This window comes from Pseudomonas sp. GP01-A4, assembly GCF_058780865.1.
The window spans coordinates 16275-28116 of sequence record NZ_JBYSWF010000005.1; the positions used below are offsets into that span (position 1 = coordinate 16275).

The following is an 11842-nucleotide window of genomic DNA, read 5'->3' on the forward strand; positions in this document are numbered from 1 at the left end:
GCCATTACGTTTTTATTATTCAAAAAGACACGGTGTCATTGTTATTGCAGGTTTTTGGGCGCCTTTTGATTGGACGTGCAACCGTCTATCTCAACCAGGTGCAACCATTGGACCTATAAAGTGCAACCCGACCAATCAAGCACTGCAACCCGGCCACTAAACGGCCACCCTTAAACATGTAACAGCGTGCGTAACGGAAGTGCACATTTACAGTGCGTTACTGCTACGACTCGCACCAATACAGATTAGTAGCCGGCTAAGAAAATGCAGGCTTCTGAGGGGTATTTCGTTGATCAGATCACGATCCGCAGGCATTGGCCCGCGTGATACAGCGAGAATCCCGCCTCGTACAAACAGCTGCGCAGGCCCACACCGGCCAACGGCTGCATCGGCGCAAAGGGGATCGGCAGTGCCTGTGGATCCTGGTGACACAGATAATCCGCGAAGGCTTTGCCCACGACACTGCCGGTCGTCACCCCGCGCCCGTTGTAACCGGTGACCGCCACCAACCCGGGCGCCGGCTCGAACAGGCGCATCAAGTGGTCCGGGGTGAACGCGATGCAGCCGGTCCAGGTGCACTCCCACTGCACCGGTTTGAGGTACGGGAAGTAGTGCTGTTGCACCCGATCGGCCCAGGCCTTGAGGAACCACGCGGGTTTCTGGTTGCCGTTGCCCAGGCTGCCGAGCAGCAGGCGGCCTTCGGCGTCGCGGCGGATGCTGCTGAGTACCTGGCGAGTGTCCCAGGAGCCTTGGCCGCCGGGCAGGATTTGTTGGGCGGCGTCGTCGGTCAGAGGGGCCGACGCCACCTGATAGTAATAACCGGGGAAAAAGTTGCGGCGCAGCTCGGTCCACTCGCCTTCGGTGTAGGCGTTCGAAGCGATCACCACCTGTTCGGCCTGCACCGAGCCTTGGGCAGTCTGCACTGACCAGTGCTGGCCCTGGCGTTCCAGTTGGGTGACTGGGGAGTGATCGAACAACTGTCCGCCGAGCCCGACGGCGGCATTGGCCAAACCACTGGTGTAGGCCATCGGGTTCAAGGTGCCGGCCCGCCGGTCGAGCAAGGCGGCGGCAATCTTTTTGGTACCGGTGGCTTGTTCGCATGCAGCGCCGGTCAACAGCTCCACAGGTGCACCGCGACGCTTCCACTGTTCTTCACGACTGCGCAAATCCGCCTCGCCACGGGCGTTGTGCGCCATGTGCAAGGTGCCCTCGCGACGCAGTTGGCAGTCGATGTTGTATTTGTCGATCAGGCTGAACACCAGGGACGGTGCCGCGCCGAGCATGCGGTTGAGCTGGCTGCCCACCGCGGTACCAAAACCGGCTTCTATCTCGTCCGGGGGAATCCACATCCCTGCATTGACCAGCCCTACGTTGCGTCCCGAACCACCGTGGCCGGTGCGATGGGCCTCGAGTACGGCGACACTTTTTCCTTGTTCCAGCAAGTGTATGGCTGCCGACAAACCGGTGATGCCGGCGCCGATCACGCACACATCCACTTTTACCTCGCCCTTGAGCGCGGCACGATCCGGCCGGCCAGGAGTGAGTTGTTCCCACAAACATGCTTCGCGTAATGCCATTGCCAGACTCCGATGAGACCTAACAAACCACTTTTCCGAATTGTAAATACGGTCAAATGTGGGAGCGGGCTTGCTCGCGAAAGCGGTGGATCAGATAAGCATTCGTTGACTGACACACCGCTTTCGCGAGCAAGCCCGCTCCCACATTGACCTCACTCCGACTTGAGGTATCAGTCGAAGGTAATGCCCTGGGCCAGCGGCAGTTCCAGCGAGTAGTTCACGGTGTTGGTCTGGCGACGCATGTACCCGCGCCATGCATCCGAGCCCGACTCACGCCCGCCACCGGTCTCTTTCTCACCGCCAAACGCGCCACCAATCTCCGCGCCGCTCGGGCCGATGTTGACGTTCGCGATCCCGCAGTCACTGCCCACCGCCGACATGAACTGCTCGGCCTCGCGCACGTCAGTGGTAAAGATGCACGAAGACAGGCCTTGTGGCACTGCATTGTTCAGGCGCAGCGCTTCAGCGAAATCGGTATAGCCGACCACATACAGAATCGGCGCGAACGTCTCGGTGCACACCACATCACTCTGCTCCGGCATTTCCACGATGGCCGGCGACACGTAGTAAGCGTTGGGGAACGTGTCTTCCAACTGGCGCTTGCCGCCAAACACCCGGCCGCCTTCGCTCAAGGCCTGCTCCAGGGCGTCCTGCATGTTTTCGAAGCTGTGCTTGTCGATCAGCGGGCCGATCAGGTTGCCTTCCAGCGGATGGCCGATGCGCACTTTGGAATACGCAGCCTTGAGGCGGGTGACGATTTCCTCTTTTACCGACTCATGGGCGATCAGCCGACGCAGGCTGGTGCAGCGCTGGCCGGCGGTACCGACGGCGCTGAACAGAATCGCGCGCACGGCCATGTCCAGGTCGGCGCTTGGGCCGAGGATCATCGCGTTGTTGCCGCCCAGTTCGAGAATGCTGCGGGCAAAACGTGCAGCGACTTTCGGCGCTACTTCGCGGCCCATGCGGGTGCTGCCGGTGGCGCTGATCAGCGCAACACGCGGGTCATCCACGAGTGCGGAGCCGGCATCGCGGCCACCGATGATCACCTGGCTGAGGTACGGCGGCGCATCGCTGAAGTTCTTCAGTACGCGCTCGAACAGTGCCTGGCAGGCCAGGGCGGTAAGCGGGGTTTTTTCCGACGGTTTCCAGATCACTGCGTTGCCGCACACCAGCGCCAGCGCGGTGTTCCACGCCCATACGGCGACCGGGAAGTTGAAGGCGCTGATCACGCCAACCACGCCCAGCGGGTGCCAGGTTTCACGCATGTGGTGGCCCGGACGCTCGGAGGCGATGGTCAAGCCGTACAACTGGCGCGACAGGCCGACGGCGAAGTCGCAGATGTCGATCATTTCCTGCACTTCACCCAAACCTTCCTGGGTGATCTTGCCGGCTTCCCACGACACCAGCTCGCCGAGGTCGGCCTTGTACTCGCGCAACACGTCGCCGAACTGGCGCACCAGCTCACCACGACGCGGGGCCGGCACCTTGCGCCAGGCCTCGAATGCATGCTCGGCGCGACTGACCTGCTGCTCCACCTCGGCGGCGCCTTCCCAGTGCACACTGGCAATCCGGCTGCCATCAATGGGCGAATGCACGGGTTGTTTACCCGACTGGTACAGCGCCGGGTTTACCCCCAGACGATCAAGCAATGCGGCAACCATGGGTCACTCCTTCAATCTACAAACAGAAATTTGCGCCGCCAGCGGTCGCGGCGATCCAGACCTTATTTGTAGCTGGCCCAAGACTTGCCAACAAACGACGATTAGGCGAGATATCATTCCGTTTATTCATGCTAAGAACAAAAAGAGGCGTGCCGTGCTGAATAAAAGACATTTGCCCTCGATCACCGCCCTGCAGTGCTTCGAAGCGGTCACCCGCCACCTGAGTTTTACCCGCGCCGCCGAAGAGCTGAACCTCACCCAGAGCGCTGTCAGCAAACAGGTCGCGCAGCTGGAAGAACTGTTGCAGCACCTGCTGTTTCGCCGGGTGCGCCGCCGCTTGCAGATGACCCCGGCGGGCGATCTGTACCTGGTGGAAGTGCGCAAGATCCTCACTCAGGTGGAGATGTCCACCCATTACCTGCGCTCCTACGGCGGCGAGACTGAAGTGCTGCGGGTGTCCACGCCCTACACCTTCGGCGCCCGCTGGCTGGTGCCGCGCCTCAAGGGCTGGCGACTGCGCCATCCGCAGATTCACCTGGACCTGTGCAACGAACAGGAGCCCGACGAGCTGCTGCAAGGCAAGGCCGACCTGGCCTTCTACTTTGGCCAGGGCTCACGGCCCGGCACCGAGAGCCTCAAGCTATTCAGCGAAGAACTGGTGCCCGTGTGCTCACCCGACAGCCTGCCCGCCCAAGCATTTACCGACCCCACGCAACTGAGCGAACTGGTGTTGCTGCAAAACGCCTCGCGCCCGCAAGGCTGGCATGACTGGTTCGCCGCCCAGGGTCATCACACCGAGCACAGCTACCATGGGCCGCGCTTCGAGACCTTTTATATGTGCATTCGCGCCGCACAGGTTGGCTGCGGTGTGGCGCTGCTGCCCAGGTTTCTGGTGGAAGAAGAGCTCGCCGAAGGCAAGCTGGTGATCCCCTGGCAGCATGCGATGCCGAGCCAGGATGCGTATTACCTGGCCTACCCCGAGCACTCGGCGGAAGTGCCCAAGGTGCGGGATTTTGTGAAGTGGATGATGGAGCAGGTTGAGTCTGATTGAGGCGCGTTGCCTGCAATACCGCCTTCGCGAGCAAGCCCGCTCCCACATTTGGAACGCGTTCCAAATGTGGGAGCGGGCTTGCTCGCGAAGGCGTCAGGGGCCACACAACAATGCCCAGCTGAAAAAACACTGGCAAAACAGCACAGGTCTATGCGCCACTAGCGCCATTCCTTAATTGTGCGTAAAGGTCGGCGCCCATCGCCGACCCGTCTGGAGATTCCCGTTATGAGCGAGAGTGTGTTTGCCGATCGCATCGTGCAGAACCTGCTCGACACCGACTTCTACAAGCTGACCATGATGCAGGCGGTGCTGCACAACTACCCGAACGTGGAAGTTGAATGGGAGTTTCGTTGCCGCAACAGTGAAGACCTGCGCCCGTACCTGGCGGAGATCCGCTACCAGATCGAGCGCCTCGCCGAGCTGAGCCTGAGCCCCGACCAACTGGGCTTCCTGGAACGCATCAGCTTCATGAAGCCGGATTTCCTGCGTTTCCTCGGGCTGTTTCGCTTCAACCTGCGCTACGTGCACACCGGTATCGAAAACGGTGAGCTGTTTATCCGCCTGCGCGGGCCATGGCTGCACGTGATCCTGTTTGAAGTGCCGATGCTGGCCATCGTCAGCGAAGTGCGTAACCGCTATCGCTACCAGAGCGTGATCCTCGAACAGGCCCGCGAGCAGCTGTATCGCAAGTTCGACTGGCTGACGGCCAACGCCAGCGTCGAAGAACTGTCCGAACTGCAGGTCGCGGATTTCGGCACGCGTCGACGCTTCTCCTACCGCGTGCAGGAAGAAGTGGTGAACGTGCTCAAGCACGACTTCCCCGGGCGTTTTGTCGGCACCAGCAACGTGCACCTGGCCCGCGAGCTGAACATGAAGCCGCTGGGCACCATGGCCCACGAATGGATCATGGCCCACCAGCAACTCGGCCCGCGCCTGATCGACAGCCAGATCGCCGCCCTCGACTGCTGGGTGCGCGAGTACCGTGGCCTGCTGGGCATCGCCCTGACCGATTGCATCACCACCGATGCGTTTCTCAGCGATTTCGACCTGTACTTCGCCAAGCTCTTCGACGGCCTGCGCCACGACTCCGGTGACCCGGTGCAATGGGCCGAAAAGGCGATCGCCCACTACCACAAGCTGGGGATCGAGCCGATGAGCAAGACCCTGGTGTTCTCCGACAGCCTGTCGCTGCCCAAGGCGCTGGAGATTTTCCGCGCGCTGCGTGGTCGGATCAATGTGAGCTTCGGCATCGGCACCAACCTGACCTGTGATATTCCAGGTGTGGAACCGATGAGCATCGTGCTTAAAATGACTGCCTGTAATGGCCAGCCCGTCGCGAAGATTTCCGATGAAGCGGGCAAGACCCACTGCACCGATCCGAACTTTGTCGCCTATTTGCGCCACGTTTTCAAAGTACCTGCCCTACCCAGCAAGGAGTGAATCATGCAAGCCGTACAGCGCGAGATTGCTGAACAGCTCAAGGTCCAACCACCGTTCAAGGACCAGGCCGCCCTTGAGGCGGAGGTCGCCCGGCGCGTTACCTTTATCCAGGATTGCCTGCTCAATTCAGGCCTCAAGACGTTGGTGCTGGGCATCAGCGGCGGCGTCGACTCCCTGACCGCCGGCCTGCTGGCCCAGCGTGCAATGCAAGAGTTGCGGGCTGCCAAGGGTGACGATGCGTACCGCTTTATCGCGGTGCGCCTGCCCTACGAAACCCAGTTCGACGAACACGACGCCCAGGCGTCCGTAGACTTTATCGAGCCCGACGAGCGCCACACAGTGAACATCGGCCCGGCGGTGAAATCCCTGGCCAATGAAGTGGCGGCGTTTGAAGGCAAGGCCGCAGTCTCCCGGGACTTCGTGCTGGGCAACACCAAGGCGCGCATGCGCATGGTGGCGCAGTACACCATCGCCGGCGCGGCCGGTGGTTTGGTGATCGGTACCGACCATGCGGCGGAAGCCGTGATGGGCTTTTTCACCAAGTTCGGTGATGGCGCCTGCGACCTGGCGCCGCTGAGCGGGCTGGTGAAGAACCAGGTGCGCGCGATTGCCCGGCACTTTGGTGCTCCGGAATCGCTGGTAGAGAAGATCCCGACGGCCGACCTGGAAGACCTGTCGCCGGGCAAGCCGGACGAAGCGTCCCATGGCGTGACCTATGCCGAGATCGACGCGTTCCTGCACGGCGAGCCGGTGCGCGAGGAAGCCTTCAAGATCATCTGCGACACCTATCGCAAGACCGAGCACAAGCGGGTAATGCCGTTTGCACCTTAAGCACTGTAGGAGCGAGCTTGCTCGCGAAGATCGTCAACGAAAACGCGCCCATCCTGGATGAGCGCGGTGCCCTTGAGGTTTTCGCGAGCAAGCTCGCTCCTACAAAGGTGATTACTTCAGGGTCACAGTGCCTTTCATCATCGAGATGTGGCCTGGGAACGAGCAGAAGAACGCGTAGTCAGTGCCTGCCGCCAGCTTCGACACATCGAAGGTCACCGAGTCTTTCTCGCCGGCACCGATGATCTTGGTGTGGGCGATGATGCGGGTGTCACCGTCTTTCAGGTAGTTCTTGTCGATGCCGGCAGCCATGCCGTCGCTGGCGATGCCAGGCATGTCGGCAGCGGAACTCAGCACCCAGTTATGGCCCATGACGTTTTTCGGCAAGCTGCCGGAGTGGGTCAACTCAACGGTGAACGTCTTGCAGCTCTTGTCGATTTCGATGGCCTTGGTGTTGAAGGACATCTGGTCAGTGGAGTCGACAGTGACCTTGCACTCTGCAGCAAGCAACTGGCCGCTAGCCAGAGTCAGCAGGGAAACAGCAACGAGTTTGGCAAACATGTGAATCTCCAGGGCAGGGTTTAAAAAACGCATATTGCGACAAGGGTGCCTGAGTCAGGCAGGACTTCATATGATCTGTATCAACAGATTGTATACAACTTTAGGCTATCAGACTCATCGACACAATCTACCGGCCAAAGTGCGAGTGCCGGCCTATGATCGGTCCATCACCCATCCGGAGTCCCAGCCATGCACCTCAATAGTCTGTTCCGCAGCCTGCTTGCCGCCTATGCCTGTGGTGCCAGCGGCACCTGCGAAACACCTCAACGCGAGGTTTAATCCTTTGAGAGACGCAAGCCAGCCTTTACTCTTTAGCCACAACTGAGTGGAGTCAGGTATGTCCTTGAAGTCTGTCTGTGTGTTTTGCGGTGCCAGCAGCGGCACCAACCCGGCCTACCGTGAAGCAGCCGTGGCCCTCGGGCGCGCGCTGGCCGAGCGCAAGCTGACCCTGGTGTACGGCGGCGGCGCCGTGGGCCTGATGGGTATCGTCGCCGATGCGGCGCTGGAAGCCGGCGGCGAGGTGATCGGGATTATTCCCGAAAGCCTGAAAAACCTCGAAATCGGCCACAAAGGCCTGACCCGCCTGGAGGTGGTCGACGGCATGCACGCCCGCAAGGCGCGCATGGCCGAACTGAGCGACGCCTTTATTGCGCTGCCGGGCGGCCTGGGCACCCTGGAAGAACTGTTCGAAGTCTGGACCTGGGGCCAGCTCGGCTACCACGGCAAACCGCTGGGTTTGCTCGAAGTGAACGGTTTTTACCGCAAGTTGACCGATTTTCTTGATCATATCGTCGGCGAAGGCTTCGTCCGTGCACCGCATCGTGCCATGCTGCAAATGAGCGAATCGCCGGCTGAGCTGCTTGACGTACTGGATGCCTGGCAACCGCTGGTCCTGCCCAAATGGGTGGACCAAAAACCCGATTAACCCTTGGGACGCGATTAAAGGCAGAATACGCGCCGCTCAACCTCACCTTCGACCCCAGAGGATCGCCCATGGCAAAACCTAATTACTCCTTCGCCAAACGTCAGAGAGACTTGGCCAAAGAGCAGAAGAAAGAGGAAAAGCTGCAGCGCAAGAAAATTGCAGCCGACGAAGAAGCCGGTGCACTGAACCCGGATGCTGAAGGTACAGTGGCTACAGACGAAACCGAAGCACCGAAAGACGCTGAATAGGTGATCGTTCCCACGCTCCGCGTGGGAATGCATCCTGGGGCGCTCCGCGTCCCGATTTGAGATATGTGCATTACTCCAGCGGCATCACCGTCACCCGCACTTCCGGGTCATGGCTCCCTCCCCCCAGAATCACCCCCCGCAACGGCGAAACATCGGAAAAGTCCCGGCCCCAGGCCAGGGTGATGTGTTCCAGTGCCGGCTGCACATTGTTGGTCGGGTCAAAATCCACCCAACCCGACACCGGGCAAAACACCGACACCCACGCGTGGGACGCATCCGCGCCGATCAACCGTGGTTGGCCGGGCGGTGGCTGGGTCAGCAGGTAACCACTGATATACCGCGCCGCCAGGCCCCGGGAACGCAGGCACGCGAGCATCAGGTGGGCGAAGTCCTGGCACACGCCGCGCCGGCGCTCCAGCACTTCCACCAACGGCGTGGCGACCTGGGTGGCTTCGGCATCGAAAGTAAATTCGCTGAAGATCTTCTGCATCAGCGCCTGCACACCCAACAGCAACGGACGACCGGCCGGGAAACAGTCTTCGGAGAACTCGACGAAGCTTTTCTTCAAATGCACATAGGGCGATTCGAACCGATAGCGGCACGCCTCGATCACTTCGGCCGACAGCGGCTGGCTGCTGTAGGTCAGGCCGTTGCGGGTCTGGTCCCAGGCCGGCGACAGGCTGAAATCCAGCAGCGGCCGCGCCAACACCTCCACTGTCAGCCCGGCGTTCACCAGCAGTTCATCATGGGGCCGCTCGAATGCCAGCCGAGTGATCGGGTTGCCGAACACATCCAGTTCATCCCGGCGCGAGGTCGGTTCTGGGCTGATCTCCAGTTGCTGCGAGCTGCAGCGCTGCCAGGCGCAAGGCCGCGGCCACAGGTGCGCCAGCTGCTGGGCCAGGGACACCGGGCTGTCGTAGTGGTAATGGGTATCGTGGAAAATCTGGTAGCGGGCACTCATCACACAGACACCGTTTGCTGGCTGACATCGTCCACATGGGCAAAATGGCGCAAGGCCAGGCGGTCGGAGACTTGCCCACTTTCATCGGCCACCGCTTGCAGCAGGTCGGCCAGGCCATCCAGCGCGGCACGCACACTGGACTCGCCGAACAGCGGGTTCTCCAGGCAGCCCAGGTCAAAGCGCGCCAGGCGCTCCACCAACGGCGCCAGCCCGGTTTCCCGGGGCACGCCGAAATCGTCATTCAAGCGGCGCAAGGTGCGGCTCACCAGTTTCAGCTGGAACAGCACTGCGTGGGGGTTTTGCTCATCCAGCAGCAACAGGTCCAGCACCGGAATCAGCTGCGGTACCGCGAGGTAGCGCGAACGATAGGTGATGCTGCTGTTGCCCAGCTCCAGCAACCACTCCAGCCCGGCCTGATCGAACACCGCCACGCCGCGCAGGAACGCCGCCAGGCTGCTGCTGAGAAACTGCAGGCGCTCGATGCGCCGGCCCATCATCAGGAAGCGCCAGCCTTCGTCGCGGGTCATGTCGTCAAGGGCAAAGCCCGACAGCGCGGCCAGGGACATCACCAGGCGGTTGAGGAAATCCAGCAGTTCGCCGAAGTCCGGCTCTTCGCTTTCCAGTTCCAGGGCTTCGCGCTGCAACTCCACCAGCGCCTGCCAGTTTTCCCGGGACAGCTTGCCGCGCACCTGGGACGCCGCCCACTGCAAGCGCTGCAAGTTGGCCCGCAGGCTCGACGGCCAGTCGTCACCGAGCAACGCCGCCTGAAGCCGCTCAGGCAACTCGCCCTCCTCCGGCAACAGTCGCAGGTTCTCACCCAGTTCAACCGCCGCCTGCAGCGCCAGCGGGTCGTCTCCGTCGACATAGCGGGCGAGGACGATCCGCAACCAGCGCGCACTGTCATCACAGCGCTCGCAATAACGGCCAAACCAGAACAGGTTTTCCACCACCCGCGACGGCAGGTACGGATCGCGCCGCACCAGGTCATGGGCGCCGATGGCTCGCTGGGCGCGCCATTGCTCGGTGCCATGGGCGCGTTCGCCGAGCACCCAGGTGTCCTTGCTCGCACCGCCGCGCTGCATCGACACCACTTCGGCATCGGCATCGGCGGCCACACGGGTCAGGCCACCGGGCAGTACCCGATAACCGTCGGCGCTGGCTACGGCGTACACACGCATGCCGATGGCGCGGTGCTGAAGGTGATCGTCAACGGTGTGCCAGACCGGCGCCTGGGACAACTGCGCAAGTTCCTGGGCGACATAGGCGTAAGGCCGCGCGCGCATGCGCTCAGCCAGGGCCTCGCGTTGTTCGTCGTTCAAGTCGCGGCCAAATACCGGGGTAAAGCTTTGCGACGGAAACGCCGGCTTGATCAGCAGCTCCGGCAGTTTCTCCAGGGCTTCGGCCAGCACCGGCGGCTCACCGCACCACCAGGTCGCGATGGACGGCAGGATCAGCTCTTCGCCAAACAGGAATTGATTGATCTTCGGCAGAAATCCCAACAGGCCAGGGGATTCCAGCACGCCACTGCCCAGGGCGTTGGCCACCAGCACATTGCCCTGGCGCACGGCATCCAGCAGGCCGGGCACGCCGAGGGCCGAGTCGGTGCGCAGTTCCAGCGGGTCGCAGAAATCGTCGTCCAGGCGGCGCATGATCGCGTGCACCCGGCGCAGGCCGCTGAGGGTCTTGAGGTACACCGTGGCGTCGCGCACGGTCAGGTCGCCGCCTTCCACCAGCGGGTAGCCAAGCTGGCGGGCGAGGTACAGATGCTCGAAATAGCTTTCGTTGAAACGGCCCGGGGTCAGCAGCACGATCAGCGGTGGCTGGTCGTCGCTCGGCGCCTGGCGGGCCAGGGTTTCCTGCAGGGTGCGGAAGAACCCGGTGAGGTGCTGCACCTGCAAGTCGCGGTACAGGTCCGGGAAGGCGCGGGACACGATGGTGCGGTTTTCCAAAGCATAACCGGCGCCGGACGGGGCCTGGGTCCGGTCGGCGGTGACCCACCAGCGGCCATCCGGCGTACGCGCCAGGTCCACGGCGTACAGGTGCAGGAACGCGCCGTCGGGCGGCTGGATCCCCTGGCACGGCCACAGGAAATTGTTATGGCCGAACACCAGTTCTGCCGGCAGCAAGCCTTCGGCGATCAAGCGTTGCGGGCCGTAGAGGTCGGCCAGTACTGCATTCAGCAGGCGCGCACGCTGGGCGATGCCGGCGGAGAGTTGCTTCCATTCATCGGCGGCCAGCACGTGGGGCAGCAGGTCCAGCTCCCAGGGGCGATCGGCGCCCTTGGGGTCGGCGTAGACGTTGTAGGTCACGCCGTTTTCCTGGATCTGCCGAGTCAGCAAGGCTTGGCGCTGGGCCAGTTGCGCCGGGGTGCTGCGTTGCAAGTGATCGAGCAGCCGCTGCCAATGGGCGCGAACCGCGCCGCTGTCGTCCAGCAGTTCGTGATAAGTGCCCGCGGTCAGCGGGTAACGGTCGAGCAAGTCGGGCATGGAACGCTCGGCAGAGGCAAGGGAAGTCGAATTAACTCACAAACCACGCGATCCAACTGTGGGAGCGGGCTTGTGTGGGAGCGGGCTTGCTCGCGAAAGCGGAG

Annotated in this window: 10 protein-coding genes; 5 read left to right on the forward strand and 5 right to left on the reverse strand. The window is 62.0% G+C overall.

The genetic code is table 11. The features are described from left to right. Nucleotides 1–293 precede the first annotated feature (293 nt). Both amaA and amaB read right to left on the reverse strand, forming a co-directional pair. Nucleotides 294–1577 carry an L-pipecolate oxidase gene (gene amaA, locus AC3WKX_RS05110; RefSeq protein ID WP_087692468.1) on the reverse strand — a complete coding sequence of 428 codons (1284 nt, stop codon included), beginning with the start codon at nt 1575–1577 and terminating at the stop codon, nt 294–296. Nucleotides 1578–1747: 170 nt separating this feature from the next. Next, the gene (gene amaB / locus AC3WKX_RS05115) at nt 1748–3238 is read right to left on the reverse strand and encodes an L-piperidine-6-carboxylate dehydrogenase (protein WP_008439082.1); all 1491 of its coding nucleotides are present in this window, start codon (nt 3236–3238) and stop codon (nt 1748–1750) included. Between the two features lie 154 nt (nt 3239–3392). On the opposite strand from amaB, the gene AC3WKX_RS05120 reads away from it, so the two are divergent. The 3 genes from AC3WKX_RS05120 (at nt 3393) to nadE (ending at nt 6560) form a co-directional block, all read left to right on the forward strand. Further along, entirely contained in the window at nt 3393–4289 is an 897-nt protein-coding gene (locus AC3WKX_RS05120; RefSeq protein ID WP_003217454.1) for a LysR family transcriptional regulator, read from the forward strand. Between the two features lie 225 nt (nt 4290–4514). Further along, nucleotides 4515–5729, forward strand: a complete 1215-nt coding sequence (pncB, locus tag AC3WKX_RS05125; protein WP_003217456.1) for a nicotinate phosphoribosyltransferase — start codon at nt 4515–4517, stop codon at nt 5727–5729. Between the two features lie 3 nt (nt 5730–5732). Continuing rightward, entirely contained in the window at nt 5733–6560 is an 828-nt protein-coding gene (gene nadE, locus AC3WKX_RS05130) for an NAD(+) synthase (protein WP_003217462.1), read from the forward strand. Between the two features lie 111 nt (nt 6561–6671). Here the strand turns inward: nadE and azu are convergent, their stop codons facing one another. Beyond that, a complete protein-coding gene (gene azu, locus AC3WKX_RS05135; RefSeq protein WP_008439083.1) occupies nt 6672–7118 on the reverse strand; it encodes an azurin in 447 nt (148 codons plus the stop codon). 337 nt (nt 7119–7455) lie between these two features. Here azu and AC3WKX_RS05140 point away from each other — a divergent pair, with 337 nt between their 5' ends. Both AC3WKX_RS05140 and AC3WKX_RS05145 read left to right on the forward strand, forming a co-directional pair. Continuing rightward, nucleotides 7456–8043, forward strand: coding sequence for a cytokinin riboside 5'-monophosphate phosphoribohydrolase (locus AC3WKX_RS05140; protein WP_003217468.1), 588 nt, complete (start codon nt 7456–7458; stop codon nt 8041–8043). Nucleotides 8044–8111: 68 nt separating this feature from the next. Further along, the gene (locus tag AC3WKX_RS05145; protein WP_003217470.1) at nt 8112–8291 is read left to right on the forward strand and encodes a hypothetical protein; all 180 of its coding nucleotides are present in this window, start codon (nt 8112–8114) and stop codon (nt 8289–8291) included. Nucleotides 8292–8361: 70 nt separating this feature from the next. Here the strand turns inward: AC3WKX_RS05145 and AC3WKX_RS05150 are convergent, their stop codons facing one another. Further along, a complete protein-coding gene (locus AC3WKX_RS05150) occupies nt 8362–9252 on the reverse strand; it encodes a transglutaminase family protein (RefSeq protein ID WP_003217471.1) in 891 nt (296 codons plus the stop codon). Further along, entirely contained in the window at nt 9252–11738 is a 2487-nt protein-coding gene (locus AC3WKX_RS05155; RefSeq protein WP_102604264.1) for a circularly permuted type 2 ATP-grasp protein, read from the reverse strand. The genes AC3WKX_RS05150 and AC3WKX_RS05155 overlap by 1 nt, the downstream gene beginning before the upstream one ends. Nucleotides 11739–11842 lie beyond the last annotated feature (104 nt).

Excerpts from the sequence above, each read along its gene's own strand:
- amaA (WP_087692468.1), bottom strand. The coding sequence starts at position 1,577 with ATGGCATTACGCGAAGCATGTTTGTGGGAACAACTCACTCCTGGCCGG.
- amaB (WP_008439082.1), bottom strand. The coding sequence starts at position 3,238 with ATGGTTGCCGCATTGCTTGATCGTCTGGGGGTAAACCCGGCGCTGTAC.
- pncB (WP_003217456.1), top strand. The coding sequence starts at position 4,515 with ATGAGCGAGAGTGTGTTTGCCGATCGCATCGTGCAGAACCTGCTCGAC.
- nadE (WP_003217462.1), top strand. The coding sequence starts at position 5,733 with ATGCAAGCCGTACAGCGCGAGATTGCTGAACAGCTCAAGGTCCAACCA.
- azu (WP_008439083.1), bottom strand. The coding sequence starts at position 7,118 with ATGTTTGCCAAACTCGTTGCTGTTTCCCTGCTGACTCTGGCTAGCGGC.
- AC3WKX_RS05140 (WP_003217468.1), top strand. The coding sequence starts at position 7,456 with ATGTCCTTGAAGTCTGTCTGTGTGTTTTGCGGTGCCAGCAGCGGCACC.
- AC3WKX_RS05145 (WP_003217470.1), top strand. The coding sequence starts at position 8,112 with ATGGCAAAACCTAATTACTCCTTCGCCAAACGTCAGAGAGACTTGGCC.
- AC3WKX_RS05150 (WP_003217471.1), bottom strand. The coding sequence starts at position 9,252 with ATGAGTGCCCGCTACCAGATTTTCCACGATACCCATTACCACTACGAC.
- AC3WKX_RS05155 (WP_102604264.1), bottom strand. The coding sequence starts at position 11,738 with ATGCCCGACTTGCTCGACCGTTACCCGCTGACCGCGGGCACTTATCAC.